20 protein-coding genes are annotated in these 20,788 nt (G+C 70.7%); 7 read left to right on the plus strand and 13 right to left on the minus strand.

All coding sequences use genetic code 11. From position 1 onward, the window contains the following. Positions 1-3: 3 nt before the first annotated feature. The 3 genes from ASG63_RS00575 to ASG63_RS00585 form a co-directional block, all read right to left on the minus strand. Complete coding sequence (locus ASG63_RS00575; RefSeq protein WP_056211028.1) at positions 4-918, minus strand: EamA family transporter; 915 nt, start codon at positions 916-918, stop codon at positions 4-6. 10 nt (positions 919-928) lie between these two features. Then, positions 929-2,035 carry a lysylphosphatidylglycerol synthase domain-containing protein gene (locus ASG63_RS00580; protein ID WP_056211030.1) on the minus strand — a complete coding sequence of 369 codons (1,107 nt, stop codon included), beginning with the start codon at positions 2,033-2,035 and terminating at the stop codon, positions 929-931. A 100-nt stretch (positions 2,036-2,135) separates the two neighbouring features. Further along, positions 2,136-2,513, minus strand: a complete 378-nt coding sequence (locus ASG63_RS00585) for a (2Fe-2S) ferredoxin domain-containing protein (RefSeq protein ID WP_056211032.1) — start codon at positions 2,511-2,513, stop codon at positions 2,136-2,138. A 259-nt stretch (positions 2,514-2,772) separates the two neighbouring features. Between ASG63_RS00585 and ASG63_RS00590 the strand changes: the two genes are divergently transcribed. Then, the gene (locus ASG63_RS00590) at positions 2,773-4,086 is read left to right on the plus strand and encodes a hypothetical protein (protein WP_056211034.1); all 1,314 of its coding nucleotides are present in this window, start codon (positions 2,773-2,775) and stop codon (positions 4,084-4,086) included. Positions 4,087-4,222: 136 nt separating this feature from the next. After that, complete coding sequence (locus ASG63_RS00595) at positions 4,223-4,501, plus strand: hypothetical protein (RefSeq protein WP_056211036.1); 279 nt, start codon at positions 4,223-4,225, stop codon at positions 4,499-4,501. A gap of 42 nt (positions 4,502-4,543) precedes the next feature. Here the strand turns inward: ASG63_RS00595 and flbD are convergent, their stop codons facing one another. The 8 genes from flbD to ASG63_RS00635 all read right to left on the minus strand — a co-directional run bounded on the left by flbD (position 4,544) and on the right by ASG63_RS00635 (position 12,391). Next, positions 4,544-5,911 (minus strand): sigma-54-dependent transcriptional regulator FlbD, encoded by a 1,368-nt coding sequence (gene flbD / locus ASG63_RS00600; RefSeq protein WP_056211038.1) that lies wholly within the window; start codon positions 5,909-5,911, stop codon positions 4,544-4,546. A gap of 67 nt (positions 5,912-5,978) precedes the next feature. After that, entirely contained in the window at positions 5,979-6,323 is a 345-nt protein-coding gene (fliN, locus tag ASG63_RS00605; protein WP_056211040.1) for a flagellar motor switch protein FliN, read from the minus strand. Between the two features lie 40 nt (positions 6,324-6,363). Continuing rightward, positions 6,364-6,963, minus strand: coding sequence for a FliH/SctL family protein (locus ASG63_RS00610; protein WP_056211042.1), 600 nt, complete (start codon positions 6,961-6,963; stop codon positions 6,364-6,366). Then, positions 6,960-8,012, minus strand: a complete 1,053-nt coding sequence (fliG, locus tag ASG63_RS00615) for a flagellar motor switch protein FliG (RefSeq protein ID WP_056211044.1) — start codon at positions 8,010-8,012, stop codon at positions 6,960-6,962. The genes ASG63_RS00610 and fliG overlap by 4 nt, the downstream gene beginning before the upstream one ends. Positions 8,013-8,054: 42 nt before the next feature. After that, positions 8,055-9,668: a flagellar basal-body MS-ring/collar protein FliF gene (gene fliF, locus ASG63_RS00620; RefSeq protein ID WP_056211431.1), complete on the minus strand. Its 1,614-nt coding sequence runs from the start codon at positions 9,666-9,668 to the stop codon at positions 8,055-8,057. Positions 9,669-9,894: 226 nt separating this feature from the next. Then, positions 9,895-10,170: a CtrA inhibitor SciP gene (sciP, locus tag ASG63_RS00625; RefSeq protein ID WP_018044452.1), complete on the minus strand. Its 276-nt coding sequence runs from the start codon at positions 10,168-10,170 to the stop codon at positions 9,895-9,897. 101 nt (positions 10,171-10,271) lie between these two features. After that, positions 10,272-10,946 (minus strand): flagellar hook assembly protein FlgD, encoded by a 675-nt coding sequence (locus ASG63_RS00630; protein WP_056211045.1) that lies wholly within the window; start codon positions 10,944-10,946, stop codon positions 10,272-10,274. 11 nt (positions 10,947-10,957) lie between these two features. Beyond that, positions 10,958-12,391, minus strand: coding sequence for a flagellar hook-length control protein FliK (locus ASG63_RS00635; RefSeq protein WP_056211047.1), 1,434 nt, complete (start codon positions 12,389-12,391; stop codon positions 10,958-10,960). A gap of 275 nt (positions 12,392-12,666) precedes the next feature. Between ASG63_RS00635 and mnmA the strand changes: the two genes are divergently transcribed. From mnmA to ASG63_RS00655, 4 genes are all read left to right on the plus strand, one after another. Beyond that, positions 12,667-13,818, plus strand: coding sequence for a tRNA 2-thiouridine(34) synthase MnmA (gene mnmA, locus ASG63_RS00640; protein ID WP_056211049.1), 1,152 nt, complete (start codon positions 12,667-12,669; stop codon positions 13,816-13,818). Positions 13,819-13,870: 52 nt separating this feature from the next. Continuing rightward, positions 13,871-14,524 carry a class I SAM-dependent methyltransferase gene (locus ASG63_RS00645; protein ID WP_056211051.1) on the plus strand — a complete coding sequence of 218 codons (654 nt, stop codon included), beginning with the start codon at positions 13,871-13,873 and terminating at the stop codon, positions 14,522-14,524. Further along, on the plus strand, positions 14,521-15,330 hold the full coding sequence (locus tag ASG63_RS00650) for a TVP38/TMEM64 family protein (RefSeq protein WP_056211053.1): 810 nt from the start codon (positions 14,521-14,523) through the stop codon (positions 15,328-15,330). The genes ASG63_RS00645 and ASG63_RS00650 overlap by 4 nt, the downstream gene beginning before the upstream one ends. Positions 15,331-15,516: 186 nt before the next feature. Further along, positions 15,517-17,007, plus strand: a complete 1,491-nt coding sequence (locus ASG63_RS00655; RefSeq protein WP_056211055.1) for a sensor histidine kinase — start codon at positions 15,517-15,519, stop codon at positions 17,005-17,007. Between the two features lie 37 nt (positions 17,008-17,044). Here the strand turns inward: ASG63_RS00655 and bioB are convergent, their stop codons facing one another. Continuing rightward, the gene (gene bioB / locus ASG63_RS00660) at positions 17,045-18,067 is read right to left on the minus strand and encodes a biotin synthase BioB (RefSeq protein WP_056211057.1); all 1,023 of its coding nucleotides are present in this window, start codon (positions 18,065-18,067) and stop codon (positions 17,045-17,047) included. A 50-nt stretch (positions 18,068-18,117) separates the two neighbouring features. After that, positions 18,118-19,002 carry a fumarylacetoacetate hydrolase family protein gene (locus ASG63_RS00665; RefSeq protein ID WP_056211059.1) on the minus strand — a complete coding sequence of 295 codons (885 nt, stop codon included), beginning with the start codon at positions 19,000-19,002 and terminating at the stop codon, positions 18,118-18,120. 435 nt (positions 19,003-19,437) lie between these two features. Between ASG63_RS00665 and ASG63_RS00670 the strand changes: the two genes are divergently transcribed. Then, complete coding sequence (locus ASG63_RS00670; RefSeq protein WP_082559123.1) at positions 19,438-20,775, plus strand: outer membrane protein transport protein; 1,338 nt, start codon at positions 19,438-19,440, stop codon at positions 20,773-20,775. The last annotated feature ends 13 nt before the right edge of the window (positions 20,776-20,788 follow it).

Raw genomic sequence — 20,788 nt, forward strand, 5'->3', positions numbered from 1 at the left:
CCGTCAGACCGGCGTCAGTGCGGCCGCGGCGGCCACCCGGCCGCGATGGCTCGTCACCGTGTTGCCCACCGAGGCCACCACGATGCAGGCGATGGCCAGCCACTCGGTGGGGGTGAGGTGCTCGCCGAGGATCGCGAGTCCGGCCAGCGAGCCCACGGCCGGCTCGAGGCTGAGCAGGACGCCGAAGCTCTGCTTCGATAACCGCTTCAGGGCGACCATCTCCAGCGTGTAGGGCAGGGCGCTCGACAGGGCCGCCACCGCCAAGCCGATTCCGAGCATGGCCGGCTGCAGGAGCAGCGTCCCCGCCTTCGCGATGCCGAACGGCAGCACCACCAGGGCCGCCACCGACATGCCAATGGCCACCGTCCGTCCGCCGTGCAGATGACCGACGCGCTGGCCGAAGACGATGTAGAGCGCCCAGCACAGGGCGGCGCCGAGCGCGCAGGCGACGCCGACGGGATCGAGCCCGGTGGACAGGTCGCCGAGGGGCAGCAGCAGCGACAGGCCGAGGATCGCGCAGCCGATCCAGGCGAAATCGATCCCCCGGCGGGAGACCGCGAGGGCGAGCGCCAGGGGCCCGGAGAATTCGATCGCGATGGCGAGGCCGAGGGGGATCGTGCGCAGGGACAGGTAGAACAGCAGATTCATGGCGCCCAGCACGGCCCCGTAGCGCAGCAGGGCCCGCCGGTCGGCGCGGCCGGGACGCAGGCGCCAGGGCCGCCAGATCGCGACGAGCATCAGCGCCGAGAGGCCGACCCGCAGCGCGGTCGTGCCCTCCGCGCTCAGGATCGGGAACAGCTGCTTGGCGTAGGAGGTGCCGACGCTGAGGGAGACGATGCTGCCCAGGAGGGCCGCGACGGGCAGCAGCGTGGCGGCCAGGCCGCCGGGGGCCGAAGATCCGTGCGAAGCGGGAGCCATGGCGCGGGCGTCAGGCCGCCGGGGGCAGGATCAGCGCGCGCCGGGCTTCCAGGGCCTGCCAGAGCAGCAGGGCCGGAAGGCCGAGGACGACGTCGGGCACGCGCTTGATCAGCGACAGGGCGAGGGCGGTGCCCGCATCGATGCCGAACAGGCTGCCGAGCAGGACGAAGCCGCCCTCCTGGACGCCGAGGCCGCTCGGCACCGGGAAGGCCGCCGACTTGATGGCCTGGCTCAGGGCCTCGATCACAACGACCTCGGTAAAGCTCACCGAATCGACGCCGATGCAGGTGAGCGCGATCCAGATCTCCAGGGCGCCCAGTCCCCAGGCGGCGAGGTGCAGCAGGACGGACGCCGCGAGCCGTCCGCGCCGACCCGGTGCCCAGACGGCATCGAGGGCGTCGTAGACGCTGCCGCCCGACGGCGACGGAGCGACGGGGTCACCCCGAAAGACGCGGCGCACGCCGTCGACGGCCCTGCGCCCGATCGCGCGCGCCGCGGCGCTGCGCTGGACGGCCAGGAAAGCCCCCAGCAGCAGGGCGGTGACCGCCAGGGCGCGCAGGACCCAGGTGGCCAGCGCCTGCGCCGCCTCGCCGCCGACCTGAAGCAGGAGGCCCACCCCCGCCAGGGCGAAGACGGCCTGGGTCCCAGCCTGGAACAGCATGTCCACGAGGATCGAGGCGGCCGCCAGGGTTCCGGTGGTTCCCCAGAAGGTCAGCAGGCGGCCGCCCACCACGTCGCCGCCGACGGAGGCCACCGGAAGCAGCACGTTGATGCCCTCACGGACGAGGCGCAGCAGGACAAAGGCTCCGGTGCGGGCCTGACCCAGCCCCGCGAGCCCCTGGATGACGCAGCCCCAGGCGAGGCCGCACAGAAGGATCACCGACAGCCGCACCAGCACGATGGCCGCGAGGCCGCCGGCGCCGACCCGGCCGAAGGCGTCGGTGACGGCGGCCAGATCGTTGGTGGCGATGAGCCAGACAGCGAGGCCGAGGCCCAGGAGGGTTCCGACCAGGGGAAGCCGGCGCAGCACGAGGCGCCCGAGACGACCAAACCCGGTCCGCTCGCCCGCTGGACGTTCGGCGACCCGGGTCGTCGCGAAGCGCGGCTCGTCAGGCATCGGACCCGTCCCGAATCGTCCGTTTCAAGGATTCCCCGCTCCCGCATCCGTCGCGCCGGGACGACGATCCCGGCTTCCCGTTCCGGCGCGCGGCTCCGCCCTAGCGGTGCGGCGATTCCGCAGCGTCCGGCAGGTCTAGGCGGCCTTTGGGGCCGAAATCGGGGAACAGCGCCTCCACGGATTGGGCCGGCGTGGCCTGCGGGTCAAGCAGGTGGATGCGCTGCTTGGCGAGGCTGTCCGCCGTGATCACCGCGAGGGCACGCTTGGGACAGGGGCCAAGGCACCCGACCTCGACCACGCGCGGCTTGCGCGCCGTGAGGCGCCGCTTGAGTTCGCTCTTGAGCTGCCGCCGCACCGAGCCCTTCTTCAAGCCCTGGCGCTTGACGCACTTGCTGCAGACCAGCACGAGTTCCGTGAACCCGGCCCGCGCCATGCGGATCCGCGCCGGGCGGGCCGCCTCCCTGTCCGTGTCATCCATGCCGTCCCCGATGTCCCCTGCGGCCCCATGCGCCGAAAGCCCGATGCGCCGACCCCCCCGCACCCAGGCCCCGCCACCAGGGCGACGCGCCTTAAAAAGGGCCGAAAAATGAAGGATTCGTCGGGTTCAACACGAGGACGGCGAGAGGGCTCCCCAGGCGTGACCATATGCATCGTCATCAGGCTCGGGCAGACTCGCCGCCCATGATGCTGCGTCCGCCATCAGCCCTGATCGCGCCGAGCCTCGGGAACCGGAAATCATGAAGGCCGACGAGGTCAAGCAGACCGACCGCGTGCGGGGGGTGATCGATATCGCCCTGCGTTCCCTGCCGGATCTGCGCCGCAACGCCGAAACGGTCGATCCCGTTTCGCGGAGCCGCGTCCCGGCCCTCCTGCGCCGGGCGCAGGAGCGGCTGGACTGGCGCCAGCTCCCGGGCCTGCGGCCGCCGCCGAGCAAGCCGAAGAATCTGGTCGGCAGTCTTTTGCGCCAGTTCGGCGTCTTCGTCCTGCTGCCGACGGTCCTGGCGGGGATCTATTTCTACGCCTTCGCGGCCGATCAGTACGTGGCCGTGTCGCAATTCGCCGTGCGCGGCAATGTCGAACCGATGGAAGAAAGCTCGGGCGGGCAGTTCTCCGACCTGATCATGAAGCACAACAGCCAGGACAGCTTCATCATCCGGGACTTCGTCGAGAGCCGCGCGATCGTCGCCAAGATGGAAGAGAGCCTCCACATCTCGCAGATGTTCTCGCGGCCGGAAGCGGATTTCTGGACGCGCTACCGGGTCGATCAGTCCATGGAGGAACTGGTCAAGTACTGGAACAAGCATGTCGGGACGCGGATCGAGGTGCTCTCCGGCATCATCACGCTGAGCGTGCGCGCCTTCACGCCGGAGGATGCCCTGGCGATCAATCGCGGGGTCGTGGCGCGAAGCGAGGCGCTCATCAACGACATCTCCCGCCGAGCCCAGGCCGACATGGTCAAGCATGCGGAGGCCGAGGCGACGAAGGCGCAGGAGCGCCTGCGCAACGCCCACATGGCGCTCCAGGTCTTCCGGAATCGCTGGGGCATCATCGATCCGGCCAAGGCCGCCGAGTCCACCCTGACGACGATCGGCACGTTGCGGAAGGACCGGCTCAAGGCCGAGTCCGACCTCGCGGTCCTGCGCGGCTCCAATCTCGACGAGAAGTCCCGCAGCATCCAGAACCTGGCGTCCACCGTCGCGGCCCTCGATCAGCAGATCCAGAAGCTGACCGACCAGCTCACGAGCGACGGCCTGTCGGGCTCGAACGCCGCGAACAACATGACCCGCGCGCTCCTCGAATACGAGGGCCTGCAGGTCGAGCGCGTCATCGCCACCAAGCTCAACGAATCCGCGAACCTGATGGTGGACCGGGCCCGCATCGCTGCCAACAAGCAGCAGATCTACCTGGCAACGTTCGTCGAACCGGCCCTGCCCGACGATTCGATCTTCCCGCAGCGCGGCTACAGCATCATGGTCGTCTTCTTCGGGTGCCTGGTAGTCTGGAGCTCGATCGCCCTCATCCTCGCGGGCGTCAACGACCAGCGCCTCTAGAGTTTGTCAGGGATCGGCGGAAACCCGCTATCCCGAGAAGACAAACGACAGAAAAGACATCGAGCGTTTGCCGGGTCCAGGATGAACCCGACGGACTCCAGCCCGTCCCACGCCCCGGTCGTTCCCGCCAGCACGCATGTCCGAATTCACCGATCTCATCGCCCGCGCGGTCAATCCCGCCATGTCCCGCACGGAGCGGGAAGCGGTCTACAGCGTCGTCAAGCAGGCGGTCGAGCGCTTGCAGGCGCGCGACGGCCTGGAGGCGAACGATCCGCGCAGCGCGCTGCAGCAGCATCTCGTCGAGGAGACGATCCGCGACGTCGAAGCCGACATCGCCCGGTTCCATTCGATGGAGAAGCTCGAGCGCGCCCACGAGGCCCAGATGGCCGCCGAGCGCGCCAACAACGGCCGCTGAGGTCCGCCCGTCGGGGCGACCCGGGCTTTTCAGCTCCCGCGATCAGCCATAGGCGGCCACGGCCCGGACGCTGCCGGGCTCGGCCACCGACAGGCCGGCCTCGACGTACTCGTTGAGCTTGTTGCGCAGGGTGCGGATCGAGATGCCGAGGATCCTGGCGGCATGCGTCCGGTTGCCGAGGCAATGGTCCAGGGTGTCGAGGATGAGGTCGCACTCGACCTGCGCCACCGTCTGCCCCACGAGGCCGCGCGTGGCGGCCTCCGCCACCCGGGCGGCGCGCTCGGCCGGCCCGGCCGAGACCGGTGCGATGCTGTCGCCCTCCGGGGTCAGGATCGCGTCGGGTCCGATCTCGGGGCCCGCGGCCAGGAGCACCGCGCGGTGCAGGGTGTTCTCGAGTTCGCGGACGTTGCCGCGCCAGGGATTGGCGCGCATCAGGCCCTGGGCCTCGGCGCTGAGGGGCCGCACCGGTACGCCGTTCACCTCGGCGTACTTCCGGGCGAAATGCGCCGCCAGTTCGAGGATGTCGGCGGGGCGCTCGCGCAGGGGCGGCAGGCGCAGGTGCACGACGTTCAGCCGGTAGTAGAGATCCTCGCGGAAGGTGCCCTTGCGGACCTCCTCCACCAGGTTGCGGTTGGAGGTGGCGAGCACGCGGATGTCGACCTTGACCGGCGCGGTCCCGCCGACCCGGTCGATCACCCGCTCCTGAAGGGCGCGCAGGAGCTTCGACTGCAGCCGCACGTCCATCTCGGAGATCTCGTCGAGGAGGAGCGTGCCGCCATGGGCCTCCTCGAAGCGGCCGATGCGGCGCGCCACGGCGCCCGTGAAGGCGCCCTTCTCGTGGCCGAACAGCTCGGATTCCAGCAGCGCCTCGGGAATCGCCGCACAGTTCACCGAGACGAAGGGCCGGTTGGCCCGGTTCGACTTGCCGTGGAGATGGCGCGCCAGGACCTCCTTGCCCGTGCCGCTCTCGCCGGTGATGAGCACGGACGCCTCAGAGCGGGCCACCTGCTCGGCGAGCTTGACTACCTTCTCCATGGAGGCGTCGCGCCAGACGAAGGCGCGCCCGTCCTCGGAGACCGCCTGCAGCACCGCCGCGATCAGCTCGGGATCGGGGGGCAGGGGGATGTATTCCCGCGCGCCGGCCTGGATCGCGGCCACCGCCGCCTTGGCGTCCGTGGCGACGCCGCAGGCGATGACGGGGGTGCGGATGCGCTCCTCGGCCAGGGCCGTGACCAGATCGCGGATCGCCAGGGCCACGTCGATCATGATGAGGTCGGCGCCCTTGGCCCGCAGCACCGCGAGGCCCTGGGCGAGGCTCTCGGCATTGGTGACGGCCGCGCCCCGGTTCATGGCGATCTTGGAGGCGGTGATCAGCTCGCCGTTGAGCCGTCCGATGATGAGAAGCCGCATGGCTCAGGGTCTCCGTCAGGGTCGGCTTCGCGCGGGGGGCGCGGCAGCCGGGAAGGCGAGGGGGGGGTCAGTGGTCGCTCTTGATGATCTCGGTCATCGTGACGCCGAGGCGATCCTCGACGAGCACCACCTCGCCGCGCGCCACGAGGCGGTTGTTCACGAAGATGTCGATGGCCTCGCCGACCTTGCGGTCGAGCTCGAGCACGGCGCCGGGCTGAAGCCGGAGCAGGTCGCCGATCGGCATGCGCGAGGAGCCGAGCACCGCCGAGACCACCACCGGCACGTCGAAGACCTGCTCCAGGTCGGCGGCGCTCTTGGGCGTGGTGGGCGTCTCGCGGATCGACTCGGTGCCGAGGCCGTCGAAGGAGGCATCCAAGCCGTTGAGCTGGGGCAGGCTGAAATCGTCGGACATGCGGAGGTTTCTCGGGCTGAGTTCGGGTCGGGCGGGCGGTTCAGGCTGGAAGTCCGAGGGCGGAGAGCACCGCGGCTTCGATCTGGGCCCGGTCCCGGACGACGCCGCCATCGGCCCATTCCATGCGGGCATCGCCCGGCGCGAGATCGGGCTCGCCGAGGACCACGAGGCGGCCCTCGAAGCCGCGCTCGCGGGCGAGCCGCTTCACCAGGGCCTCGGAGTCGTCGACCAGGCTCTCGTGCACCCGGACGACGAGGTGGGGGACGCCGCGCAGGTGCTGGAGCGCGGCGCGGGCCGCGTCGCCGATCGCCGCCAGGGGCTGCGCGTCCAGGGCCTCGCCGGCGATCTTGCGGGCGAGCAGGATGGCGAAGTCGAGGGCCTCGTCCTCGCGCGCCCGGTCCCGGGCCTCCGATTGCCCGATCAGGCCCGCCGCCGCGAGGCCCACCCGGGTGAGGGCGTCGGACAGGCGCGCCTGGATCTGCTGCTCGGCCAGGGCCTGGCCCTCGCGCAGGCCGCGCGCGTAGCCCTCGGCCTCGGCGCGCGCCACGGTCTCCGCCAGGGCGGCCGCCTCCTTGGCGGCGACCGGGTTGTCGGGCCGGGGCCGGAAGTCGGTGTCGAAGAGGAAGCGGCGCGCGTTCAATAGACCAGCTCCTCCTCGCCGCTCGACTTGGCGATCATGATCTCGCCCTTCTCGGCGAGTTCCTTGGCCAGCTCGGTCATCTTGGCCTGCGCCTCGTCGACGTCCTTCAGGCGGATCGGGCCGAGGGAGCCCATCTCGTCGGTGATGTTCTTGGCCGCGCGGGTGGACATGTTCTTCAGGAAGAAGTTGCGCACCCGGTCGTCGGCGCCCTTCAGGGCCCGGCACAGGGTCTCGTTGTCGACCTTGCGCAGGAGGGTCTGGACGCTGCCGGCATCGAGCTTCAGCAGATCCTCGAAGGTGAACATCAGCTGGCGGATCTTCTTGGCCGAGCCGCGATTGGCCTGGTCGAGGGCGGTGAGGAAGCGGCCTTCCGTCTGCCGGTCGAAGGCGTTGAAGACGTCGGCCATCAGCTCGTGGGCGTCGCGCCGCGTGGTCTGCGCGATGGTCGACACGAACTCGACCCGCAGGGTCTCCTCGATGTGGCGCAGGGCCTCCTTCTGCACGGTCTCCATCCGCAGCATCCGGTTCAGGACGTCGATGGCGAAGTCCTCGGGGAGGATGGTGAGCACCCGGGCCGCGTAGTCCGAGCGCACCTTGGAGAGCACCACCGCGACGGTCTGCGGGTACTCGTTGCGCAGGAAGGAGGCGAGGATCTCGGGATCGATCTGGGTCAGGCTCGCCCAGACGCGCTTGCCCGAGGCGCCCTTGATCTCCGCCATGATCGAGGAGACCTGCTCGGACGGGAAGATCTTGAGGAGCAGGGATTCCGTCCGCTCGAAGTTCGAGGTGATGCCGCCGCCGGAGGACAGGCGGGACACGAAGTCGACGATGAGCTTCTCGACCGTCTCGGCCTCGAGGGAGCCCAGCTGCACCATGGCGTGCGAGACGAGCTTCACCTCGTCCTCGTCGAGCATCTGCCAGATCGGCGCGCCCTCGCTCTCCCCGAGGAGGAGCAGGAGCGCGGCGGCGCGCTGGGCCCCGGTCATGGCGCCGAAGGCGCCGTTGCCGCCCTTGGCGAGTTCCGCCTGGAGGTTCAATCCCGAGGACATGGTCTCAACGCCTCACGGTGGGGAGGGGGGACAGGACGCGCATCAGCTCTCGTGAATCCAGTTGCGGAGCACTTCCACGGTCTCGCTCGGGCTGGCACGGACCATGTCGACCACGCGCTGGACGGTCTCGGCCTGGACCTTGCCGTTGAGCTGCGCGAAATCCACGAGGCGGGCGGTCGGGTTGTCGGGCGCCACCATCAGCGCCTCGCCGCCCGCCACCGCTCCGGCCGCTCCGGCACCCGAGACCAGGGCGATCTGGATCGGCTCCGAGGCCAGCACCTTCTTCAGGAGCGGGCGCACCACCGCCATCAGGACGATCAGGGTCAGCATCGTCAGCACGCCGAGTTCGACGATCCGCATGATCTCCTCCTTGGAGGGAGAGAGCAGCGACTGGACCAGGGACGGCTCGGCGAATTCGGCCGGGACCGGCGTCTCGGCGAAGCGGAGGTTCACCACCTCGACCTGATCGCCGCGCGCCTTGTCGAAGCCGATGGCCGAGCGCACCAGGGCGGCGATGCGGTCGACCTCGGCGGCCGGGCGGGCCTGGTAGACGGGCTTGCCGTCCGGGCCGGGCACGTAGGCGCCGTCCACCACCACCGCCACGGAGAGGCGCTTGATCCGGCCGCCTTCGGCGACCTCGGTCTTGGTCACCCGGGAGATCTCGTAATTCGTGGTCTCCTCGTTCTTGTTCGTGGAATCCTTCTGGGTCGGCGTCTGGCCGGGCTGATTGGCGCCCGGGAGTTCGTTGCCGACGCTGACCGCGCCCTCGGCACCGCCCGTCAGCGAATTCTCGGTGCGGGTCTGGGTCGAGCGCACCACCCGGCTCTCGGGGTCGAAGCTCTCGGACCGGCTCTCGATGCGGTTCAGGTCGAGCTCGGCGCTGACCTGGATGCGGGCGCGCCCGGCGCCGACGATGCCGGCGACGATCTCCTCGATCTGCGCGCGCAGGCGGCGCTCGATGCCGACCTGCTTCTCCTCCATGCCGGCGCCGGTCTCGGCCTCGGCCCCGCGGGCGCCGTCCGCGAGCAGGCGCCCGCGCTCGTCGACGATGGAGACCCGTTCCGGCTTCAGGCCCTCGACGGCGGAGGCCGCGAGGTGGCGGATGGCGCGCACCTGGGAGGGGTCGAGGTCGCCCATCAGCTTGAGCACGATGGCGGCGCTCGGCATCTCCCGGTCGCGCTCGAACAGCCGTCGCTCGGGGATCACGAGGTGGACGCGCGCCGCCTGGACCCGCCCGATGGCGCGGATGGAGCGGGACAGCTCGCCCTCCAGGGCGCGCAGGTGGTTCACGTTCTGGACGAAGTTGGTGGACGAGAAGGCGTCGCCCTTGTCGAAGATCTCGTAGCCGACGCCGGCGGCGCTCGGCAGGCCCTTGCCGGCGAGGTCCATGCGCAGGCGGGGCAGGTCGGCCCGGGGGGCGAGGATGGTCTGGCCCGCGTCGCCCTTGGTCTCGTACTTGATGCCGCGCGCGTCGAGGTCACGGATCACGGCAGAGGAATCCGACATCGACAGGTCGGCGAAGAGCACGCCCATGTCGGGCTTCGAGACACGCAGGATCACGAAGGCGAAGAAGCCGATCAGCGTCATCGTGACGGCGGCCATGGCGGCCAGGCGCGCCGGGCCCAACTTGGTCACGAGGTCGAGGACCGGTTTCACGACGCGACGCACCCACCCGAGACGCGGCGCCGGACTGCCGGCACCCGCTCGGCAAAATTTGCCTGGGTCGTGGTTAGCGTCGAGTTAACGATCCTGAACGAAGGGGTGTCGGCGCCACCCGGGAAGACCGCAAAACGCGAAAGCCGCGCCCGGGTGAGGGGACGCGGCTTCCGGGTTCGGGAGGGGCGGCGACGGGGTCCGACGGAGACCCCGGCCATCGCCCGGCTCAGTGGCGGTAGTGCTGGATGCGCGTGGTGCGCAGGCCGGCCAGACCGTGCTGATCGATGGAGAACTGCCAGCTCAGGAACTCCTCGGTGGTGAGGGTGTAGCGCTGGCAGGCCTCTTCGAGGCTGAGCAATCCGCCTCTGACGGCGGCGACCACTTCGGCCTTGCGACGGATCACCCATCGCCGGGTCGTGGTCGGCGGAAGGTCCGCGATGGTTAACGGACTTCCATCAGGCCCGATGACGTACTTAACTCTCGGGCGGCTTGGTTCGGTCATGATACGCTCTACAACTCGACTGACCTGTCGAGATTGGAAGCTACTTGTGCCCACTTAAGATATCTTGAAGCGGATCGTTCGCATTGGATTCGCCCTGTTCGTCATGTGGACAACCCGGCGCCGATGTCCTGAACGGTGGAGACCGGAACCCGTGATTTGCCGACCATCAGCACCGGCTCCGAGCCGCTGAGATCGACGCTGTCGACGGTCCCGCTCACCTTGGTGTCGACCGTGACCTTCGCCCCCGTGGCGTCCACGGCATCGACCTTGATCGCGTAGGTCCCGTTGGGCGCGGTGAAGCCGCTGGACGAGCGGCCGTCCCAGGTGAAGGCCTGTTCGCCCGCGGTGAGGGCCTTGGTCTGCGTCGCCACCACGTTGCCCTTGGCGTCGCTGATCGTCATCGTCGCCTGCTTGGCCGCCCGCGCCGGCGTCAGGGTCCAGCTCGCGGCGCCGTCCTTGAGGGCCGTGGATTTGCCGTCCGCCGTGATCGTCTGGCCGATGAAGCCCGTGGCCGAGGCGGCGCTCGACGACTTCGCATTGCTCAGGATCGAGTCCAGGCGGTCGTTGGACTTCAGCTGCTGCTCCACGCCGGCATACTGCACCAGTTGCTGGGTGAACTGGTTGGTGTCCATCGGGTCGAGGGGATTCTGGTTCTTCAGCTGCGTGGTCAGCAGCGTCAGAAACTGGGTGAAATTCCCGGCGAGCTCCTGCTGCGAGGTCTTGGTCGTTCCGCTCGACGCGGTGGTACTCGAAGCGCCGGTGATGCCTGAAGCCATGATCGGGTTCCTCAGATGCGGATGTCGATGCCGAGGAGGGCGCCGTAACGGCGCATCGGAACGGCGGCGAGGGAAGTCGGATCGGGTGTGTCGGCACGGGCGCTCCGGCCCGTCTCGGACCGCTGCCCATCGGAACCGGCGCCGCTCTGTCGGTCGTCAGACGGACCGTCTCCGCGGAGCGAGAGGTTGATGCTGCCGTCGCCGGGATTCAGGCCGGCCTGGGCCAGGGCCTGCTGCAGGTTGCCGGCGTCGCGCTGCAGCAGCGCCAGGGTCTCGGGGCGGTCGACGACCAGACGCGCCTGGACCGCGCCGGTCTCCTTGTCGATGTCGAGGTTGACGTCGATGCGGCCGAGATCCTTCGGATCGAGGCGGATCTCGAACTGGTTGCTGCCCGCGAGGGAGCGCAGGCCGATCGTCATCGGCACGGCGCCGAGGGGCACCGGCGCCGGTGCGGGCGCGCCCGGCGCGCCGGGGGCGGCCGCCTCCGCTGCCTTCGCGTGCGCCGGCGCGGGCGCCGCCGGGGCGGCGGGCGTCAGGTCGGTGCGTGCGGCGGCGTCCGAGGCCGGGGCGAGGGCGGCGGCGAGATCGCCCTGCGGCTTGCCGTTGCCCGGCTCACCGCTCTCGGACCCGTCGCCACGGCCGGCGGGCGCCTGGACCTGCAGGCCGGGCAGCCCCCGGGCCGCGCTCCCGTCGTGGTTCGTGCCCACGGCCACGACCGGCGCAGCGGTCCCGGACGCGTCGGCGGGAACCGCGCCGCCGGGCCCGGCCGCAGCGGCGCCCTGCGCGGCGGAAGCCAGGGCGGTGGGCGGTGGGGCAGTCGGCAGGAGCAGGATCGGCGTCGCGGTCCCGGTTTGCGCGGTGGCCTCGGTCTTCTCCGGCGGGTCGGCGGAGGCGGCTTCCCCGGCCGTCGTGGCGCCGGTGGCTGCGTCGCTCTCGGCCGGCGCGGTCGTGTCCTGGCGCGCGCTCGCCCCGGGTGATGCGTTCGTCGCGTCGCGCGGGCCCCGCGCCGCGTCCGATGCTCCGGGACGGGCGGGGACGGGTCCGCCGCGGGCCTCGGCGCCGGCCGCGCCCGTCCTGTTGCTGCCCGCCTTGGCCCCGTCCGCCTTCGCCCCCTCCGCCTTGGCCCCGTCCGCCTTGGCCCCGTCCGCCTTGAGCGCGCGCGCTTCGACCTGACGCGCCTCGGCTGCGGCCTTCGCGGTGTCGCGGGCCTGCGCCGCCTCGCGGTTCGCTGCCGCGTCGTTGGCCCGTTGGGAGGCGATCCGGTCGCTGCGGGCATCGGCCGCCGCACGGTCGTCCCGGGCATGGGCCTCCGCGGCCCGCGGACGAGGGTCGGGCGCGGGCGGGTCGAGCCGGAAGGTGGTGGCGGCCGATCCCCGCGACGGAACCGCGCCCGGCGAAGCCGTGCGCCGGGATAGTGCGTTCCAATCGATCGATGAGACGGCCATGGGCGACAATCCTCTCCGCCGCATCCCTCCGCAAGGTGCGGGCCAGCGCGCGCGGAACGCAAGCCACTGTACAGAAAAATCTTTTTCTCTGAGACCCCGTCCCGCGCCGGTGCAAGGGGGCAAATCCTGCCGGGCGCCCGGCAGCTTTGGCCCGACCGCCGCCGCCATGCGCGGGGACACACCCGGCGCATCGGCCTCCCTGGAACTCGCGCCCGAGGATGGCTATAGACTCACGCGCGGGGCCGGACCGGTCCCTCCCGGCACAGTCTGGCGCGATGAATTCCCTCGATCTTCCCAAGGCTCCCCACGAGACGCGCGTCGTCGTCGCCATGTCGGGCGGCGTCGATTCCTCCGTCGTGGCCGGGCTCCTGAAGCGGCAGGGCTACGACGTCGTCGGCATCACGCTCCAGCTCTACGATCACGGCGCCGCCACCCATCGCAAGGGGGCCTGCTGCGCCGGCCAGGACATCCACGACGCGCGCCGGGTGGCCGAGACCCTCGGCATTCCCCATTACGTCCTCGATTACGAGGACCGCTTCCGGGAATCGGTGATCGACCGCTTCGCCGAGAGCTACCTCGCCGGCGAGACGCCGATCCCCTGCGTCGAGTGCAACCGCTCGATCAAGTTCCGCGACCTGCTGCGCACCGCCCGGGACCTGGAGGCCGATTGCCTCGCCACCGGGCACTACGTGGCGAGCCGGCCCGAGGCCTCCGGCGGACGCGGGCTCTACCGCGCCCTCGATCCGGCCCGGGACCAGAGCTACTTCCTCTATGCCACCACGGCGGAACAGCTCGACTTCCTGCGCTTCCCCCTGGGCGAGCTTCCGAAGGACGAGACCCGGCGCCTCGCCCGCGACCTCGGCCTCGCCGTGGCCGAGAAGGCCGACAGCCAGGACATCTGCTTCGTGCCCCAGGGGCGCTACGCCGACGTGATCGCGCGGCTGCGGCCGGACGCGGCCCGGGCCGGTGAGATCGTCGATCTCGGCGGCCGGGTGCTCGGGCAGCACGAGGGCATCATCCACTACACCGTCGGCCAGCGCCGGGGCCTGCGCCTCGCGGTGGGCGAGCCCCTCTACGTCATCCGCCTCGAGCCCGACACCGCCCGGGTCGTGGTCGGGCCGCGCGCGGCGCTCGCCACCAGCCGCATCCGCATCACCGACCTGAACTGGCTCGGCGACGCGGGGCCGGTGGAGAACCTGCCGGTGGCGGTGCGCGTGCGCTCGACCCGGGAGCCGCGACCGGCCCTCCTGAGCCGCGATGCGTCGGGCGACGGCGCCGAGATCGTCCTCGCCACCCCGGAGGACGGCGTCTCGCCCGGACAGGCCTGCGTGCTCTACGCCGATGACGGCCCGCGCGCCCGGGTCCTCGGCGGTGGCACCATCCGGCGCATCGACGCGTTGGCGACCGGCGCGGCCGAAGCGGCCTGACCGGATCACGGCCCGAACGAACCCCATCCCCCAACAGGACGACGAGATCGACATGCTGAGCGAGCCGCGGGAGGCCGGTCCGAGCACCGCCCTGATGCGCAAGGCCTATGCGCGCTGGGCGCCGGTCTACGACGTGGTCTACGACAAGCTGACGGAGCCGGCCGCCCGCGACGCGGTGAACGCCGCCGTCGCCTGCGGCCCGCGCATCCTCGAGGCCGGCGTCGGCACCGGCCTGTCGCTGGGCTACTACCCCCCGACGAGCTTCGTCTGCGGCGTCGACCTCTCCGAGGACATGCTGAAGCGCGCGCGCGCCAAGATTCTGCGCCGCGGCCTGCGCCACGTGCGCGGCCTCCAGGTGATGGACGTCTGCCGCCTCGGCTACGCCGATGCGAGCTTCGACGCCGTGGTGGCGCAGTTCCTCATCACCCTGGTGCCGGATCCCGAGGCCGCCCTCTCCGAGTTCCTCCGCGTGATCCGGCCGGGCGGCGAGATCGTGCTGGCCAATCATTTCGGCCAGGACACCGGGCCCGTGGCCAAAGTCGAGGAGATCGTGGCGCCGCTCTGTACGAAGATCGGCTGGTCCTCCGACTTCAAGGCGAGCCGGATCGAGGCCTGGGCCCGTGCCCATGGGGTCGAGTTCATCGGCGTCGCGCCGACCTTCCCGGGCGGGTTCTTCAAGATCCTGCGGATGCGCAAGCGCGGGTGAGCGCGCCGACGCCTCCGCCCGCCGGACCCGCCGGAGCGCCGAGCCGGCTGAAGCGCCTCTTCCGCTGGGGACCGCTGCTGCTCCTCGTCTGCGCCTCCCTGGCCGTGCTGGCCTCCGGCGCCTCGCATCTCCTCAGCCTTGACCGGCTGCTCGCCTCCCGGGCCTGGCTCAACGCCTGGGTGGCCGAGGATCGCTTCCGCGCGATGGTGGTCGCCTACCTCGTCTATGTCGGGGCCGTGGTGGTGTCGGTGCCGGCCTCGCTCTTCCTGACGATGCTGTGCGGATTCCTGTTCGGGATCGTGCCCGGCGCCCTCGTCGCCGTCGCCTCGGCCACCACGGGGGCCGCCATCGTCTTCACCATCGGGCGCGGGGCTGCCTCCGACCTGCTCCTGCGTCGGGCCGGTCCCCGCCTGGCGGGCCTCGCGGCGGGCTTTCGCGAGGACGCCTTCGGCTACATCGCCTTCCTGCGCCTGCTGCCGATCTTTCCGTTCTGGATGACCAACCTCGCCCCGGCCGCCTTCGGGGTGCGGCGCAGCACCTTCGTGCTGGCGACCCTGGTCGGCCTCCTGCCGGGGGCCTTCGTGTACGCCGCCACCGGCGCGGCGATCGAGGACGTGGTGCTGGCGCACGAGACCGCCAAGGCGGCATGCCTCGCCGCCGACGGCCTCGATTGCGAGAACGCCCTGACTTTGCGCGCGCTCATCACCCCCAAGATGGTGCTCGGCCTGGGCGCCCTGGCCGCCCTGGCCCTGATCTCGGTATTCCTACGACGTCGCCTCCAGGCGCGGCGCCGGCTAGAATCCTGATCGAATTTGGCCAGACACCTGATCTAAAAAGTTGTATCTCCGGACGCAGCCTAATGCGGTGCGGAGCGTTGGTGGGCAATCGCGCTCCGAGCCGTCGCCCTGAAAACGCCACTGGATCACGCTCCAGATCGGGTTCACGCCGTCACCCGCCGCGCCGTTAGGACACCGGAAACGCCAAGTACCGAGATGGGTGTGACGTCGCGCGTCGAAATTCAGCAGGAGGCGACCGCCACGAACCCCGTGGCCGCCCGTGGTCTCGGCCGGCATCTCGGCCTGTCCGGTCGGCTCTTCCTGCTCACCGTGGCGTTCGTGGCGCTGATCGAGGTGTTGATCTACGTCCCGACGGTGGCGAATTACCGCCGGATGTGGCTGTCGGACCGGATCGCCGCCGCCCAGGTGGCCGCCCTCGTCCTCGACGCGGCCCCCGACCAGCAGGTCTCGGAAGGGCTGTCCCAGCGCCTGCTCGCGGGTGCGGGCGCGCGCGCCATCGCGGTGCGCGGCAACGGGACCCGCCGGCTCCTCGCCAACGAACCCGTCCCGGACACGGTCTCGGACACCATCGACCTGCGGTCGGAGCATTGGATCCGGTCGATCAACGGCGTCGCCCGGACGCTCCTGACCGAATCGGGCGATCCGATCCGCGTGATCGGGCACGGCCGCGACGGCTTCGACCTCGTGGAGATCCTGATGGATCCCCACCCCCTGCGGGAGGCCGTGGCGGATTTCTCGATCCGGCTGGCTCTGTCCTCCCTGGCCCTCGCGGCGACCGTCGCGGGCCTGATCTTCCTCGTCCTGCAGCGGGTGATCGTGCGGCCGGTCCGGCGCCTCGTCCAGAACATCACGGGGTTCGCCGACGATCCGGAAGCGATCGACGGCGTGATCGTGCCCTCGCGGCGCACGGACGAGATCGGCCATGCCGAGATCGCGCTCGCCCGCATGGAGACGGCGCTCGCGAGCGAGCTGCGCGAGAAGCGGCGGCTGGCCGGCCTCGGCTTGTCGGTGAGCAAGATCAACCACGAACTGCGCAACCTGCTGACGACGGCGCAACTCCTCAGCGACCGCCTCGACGGCGTCGCCGATCCCGTCGCCCAGCGGGTGGCCCCCCGCCTCGTCGCGACGCTGGATCGGGCGATCCGGTTCTGCGAGGAAACTCTGGCCTACGGGCGGGCGACGGAGCGCAACCCGAACCGCCGCCTCGTCCCCATCGCCCAGATCGTCGCCGAGCAGGCGGACCTGGCCGGGCGCGGGCGCGATTCGAAGATCGTCATCCGCGAACTCTGTCCGACCGAGCTCCGGATCTTCGTCGACCCGGATCAGTTCTCGCGCGCGCTCGCCAACATCGTCCGGAACGCCGTGCAGGCCCTGAGCCCGCAGGGAGCCGGCTACGAGGCGCCGTCCCAGGAGAACCCCGAGATCACCATCCGGGCCCGCCGCCAGGGCCAGCCCGGCGCCGGCGAGACGACGATCCTCGTGGCCGACAACGGCCCCGGCCTGCCGCCCCGGGCCCGCGAGCACCTGTTCTCCCCGTTCAAGGGCTCGTCGCGCTCCGGCGGCACCGGCCTCGGCCTCGCCATCGCGTCGGAGCTGATCGAGCTGAACGGGGGGCGCCTCAGCCTCGACGACACCGCGATCGGCACCTGCTTCCGCATCACCATCCCGGACGCCGCCGTCGCCTGAGCCGACGTCGCCGGATGGCGGACCGAACGGGCGGGCGCTACTCCGCTGCCGCCGCCAGGGTCAGGCCCGGTACGGTGATGCCGATGTCGCGCAGGAGCTCGGCATCCGAATCGGTCTCGTTGTTCGCCGTGGTCAGCAGCCGCTCGCCGTAGAAGATCGAGTTGGCCCCGGCGAGGAAGCAGAGGATCTGCGCCTCGCGGGTGAGGCCCTTGCGGCCGGCGCTGAGGCGCACGCGGGCGCGGGGCATCACGATGCGGGCGGTGGCGCACATCCGCACGAGGTCGAGGGGGTCGACGGCGGGGCGGTCCTCCAGGGGCGTGCCCTCCACCGCCACGAGCGCGTTGATCGGCACGCTCTCGGGGTGCGGCGCGTGGTTGGCCAGCACCTGGAGCATGCTCGCCCGGTCCTTCACCCCCTCGCCCATGCCGACGATGCCGCCGCAGCAGACGCCGATGCCGGCATCGCGCACGTTCTGAAGCGTGGTGAGGCGGTCCTCGTAGGTGCGGGTCGAGATGATGTCGCCGTAGAAGTCGGGGCCGGTGTCGAGGTTGTGGTTGTAGGAGGTCAGCCCGGCCTCCGCGAGGCGCTCGGCCTGCGCAGGCGAGAGCATGCCGAGGGTGACGCAGGCCTCCATGCCGAGGCCGCGCACGCCGCGCACCATCGCCAGTACGGCGTCGAATTCCGGCCCGTCCTTGGGCTGGCGCCAGGCCGCCCCCATGCAGAAGCGGTGGGCGCCCGCCGCCTTGGCCTCGGCCGCCTCCCGCAGCACGGCATCGACCGGCATCAGGCGCTCGCGGGCCATGCCGGTGCCCTTGTGGTGGGCGGATTGCGGGCAGTAGGCGCAATCCTCGGGGCAGCCGCCGGTCTTGATCGACAGCAGGCTGGCTCGCTGGATGTCGGCCGGATCGTTGTGGGCGCGATGGACCTCCGCCGCTCGGAACACCAGGTCGAGGAGCGGGAGGTCGTGGATCGCCTGAATCTCGGCCACGGTCCAGTCGTGACGGATCGCGGCTGAGGCGGGAGCCGCGCGGGCGGCGAGGGGGGCCAGGGTGTCGGTCATAGCCCCCATGAGGCGAATCTCGGCCGGAAAATCAAGCCGGCCGCACGCCCTCAATGCGTCGGTTCGCCCGCCGCGACCTTGGCGGTCCAGTCGTCGAAGGCGATGATCTCCTGGCGCTGCTCGCCGAGCCCGGCGATGCCGAGGGTCATCACGTCGCCGCTGCGCAGGAAGCGGGGCGGCTTGCGCGCCATTCCGACGCCGGGGGGCGTGCCCGTGGTGATGATGTCCCCGGGCTCCAGCATCATGAAATGCGAGACATAGGCGACGAGTTGCGCCGCGTCGAAGATCATCGTGGCCGTCGAACCCGTCTGCATCCGGGTGCCGTTGACGTCGAGCCACATGCCGAGATTCTTCAGGTCGGGAATCTCGTCGAGGGTGACGAGCCAGGGACCGAGGGGTCCGAAGGTCGGGCAGCCCTTGCCCTTCGTCCAGGTGCCCCCGCGCTCCATCTGGTACGCGCGCTCGGACACGTCGTTGCAGATGCAGGCGCCCGCCACGTAGGACAGGGCCTCGTTGGCGTGCACGTAGGAGGCGCGCGCGCCGATCACCAAAGCGAGTTCCACCTCCCAGTCGGTCTTGGCCGAACCCTTGGGCAGGATGACCCGGTCGTTCGCCCCGGCGAGGCACGAGGGCGCCTTGTTGAAGAGGATCGGCTCCGGCGGAATGTCGGCGCCGATCTCGGCGGCATGGTCGCTGAAGTTCAGCCCGATGGCGACGAAGTTGCGGGTGCCGCCGACGCAGGGGCCGAGGCGGGTGTCCGCCGGCAGGGCCGGCAGGCTCGCCGGATCGAGCCGGCGCAGACGCTCCAGGGTCTCGCGGGACAGGGCAGGCCCGGCGATGTCGCGCACATGGGCCGAGAGGTCGCGCAGGACACCCTGCGCATCGATGAGACCCGGCTTCTCGTCTCCGCTCGCGCCGTGGCGTACCAGTTTCATCGCTCGTGCCTCCGCATGGCTGTCCCCTGCCTGACATCGATCGGAGCGGGATGGGCGGCAAGGGGCAATCGGCGACGGATGGCCTGCCGTCTCACCGGCCGATCGTGCCGGGACGCCGGGCCCATGACCGGCCTGTCGCCGAAAGGTCACACCCCCGTCCGGAGATGCGCCGGGCGCATTTTTTCGCCCGCGCGGCTTACTCACGTCGACGAGAGTTTAGATGTGAACCATTCTGCCGGCATGCTCGCCAGAGCGCGGCCAGGCCTGCAATATCGCGCCAATTACAGTATTGCTTTCGAACTATCCGACAGTTTTACTTTTCAATTCGTGATTTGCGAAGTCGCGCCACTCGCGTCATTGTCGCTCCCAAGGTGCGAGGCCGTCCCGAACGGGACAGGACAAGCGAGCACCAACAATAGGGATGGGTCTGACGTCATGATGGGCACGATTCGGCGCCGTTCTCTGCGCGGCCTCGCGCGATCGGGAGTTTCCACGGCCATCCTCTGCGCCGGCGTGGCCGGCGCCTCGGCCGGCGCCTTCGGCATCCGCGAGCAGAGCACCGAGGCCCAGGGCCTCGCCTTCGCGGGCGCTGCCTCGGGATCCGGCGGCGTCTCCTCGATGTTCTGGAACCCCGCCACCGTGACCATGCGGCCGGGTTGGGTCACCGAGCAGAACCTGTCCTTCATCAACCTGTCGGCGAAGATCACGCCCGACGTGGGTACGAACCCGGCCTTCGGCCGCCTGGGCGACAGCGGCGAGCTCGGCCAGGGCGCGATCGTTCCGGCCGGGGCGACCTCCTACCAGATCAACGACCGCCTCTGGGTCGGCATCACCTCCGGCGCGCCCTTCGGCCTCGTGACCAAGCCGCGGCAGACCTGGTCGGGCGAGCTCTACGGCCGGTCGAGCCGCATCTTCTCCCTGGCCTTCAACCCGGTCATCGGCTTCAAGGTCAACGAGTGGCTCTCCGTCGCCGCCGGCCCGAACATCGAGTACTTCAAGCTCGTCCTGCGCCAGGCCTTCATCCCGTCCCCGGTCTTCAACCCGGCGGCCCTGCCGAGCTCCGGCCTGAAGGGCGACTCCTGGGGCGTCGGGTTCACTGCGGGCGCCCTGATCACGCCCTTCGAGGGCACCGCGATCGGCGTCGGCTACCGCTCGTCGGTCCATCACGACATCGGCGGCCAGCTCATCCTGCCCGGGGCCCTGGCGGCGCTGGGCGGCGACATCAAGGCCAAGCTGAACACCCCCGAGAAGCTCAGTGTCGGCCTCACCCAGGCGATCACCCCGGTGGCCCGCGTCAATCTCGGCTTCGAGTGGGACAACTGGAGCCGCCTCGGGCTGGTCAACATCGTCTCGGCCGGCGCCCGCGCCGCGGCCCCGCCGCTGACCCTGAACTACAAGGACGGCTACACCTACTCCATCGGCGGCGAGTACGACTGGTCCCCGGCCCTGACGGTCCGGGCCGGCGTCGCCTACGAATCCTCCCCCATCGACTTCTCGAACCGGTCGGTGCGCCTGCCCGACGGCGACCGGGTGAACGTGTCGGTCGGCGGAAGCTACCGCTGGAGCGAGAAGCTGACCCTCAACGTCGCCTACTCGCACTTCTTCGTGGACAAGGGGCGGATCCTGGCCGGCCCCGGCCGCGACTACAACGTCCAGAACGTCGTCTTCGCGGGCGTGGCCGACAGCAGCGCCGACATCGTCTCGGTGGGCTTCCGCTACGTCTTCGGGGAGCCCGTCGCCGCCGCGCCGGCCCCGCTGGTGCGCAAGTTCTGAGGGCGCCGGGTAT

Source organism: Methylobacterium sp. Leaf94, assembly GCF_001426045.1.
GTDB lineage: Bacteria > Pseudomonadota > Alphaproteobacteria > Rhizobiales > Beijerinckiaceae > Methylobacterium.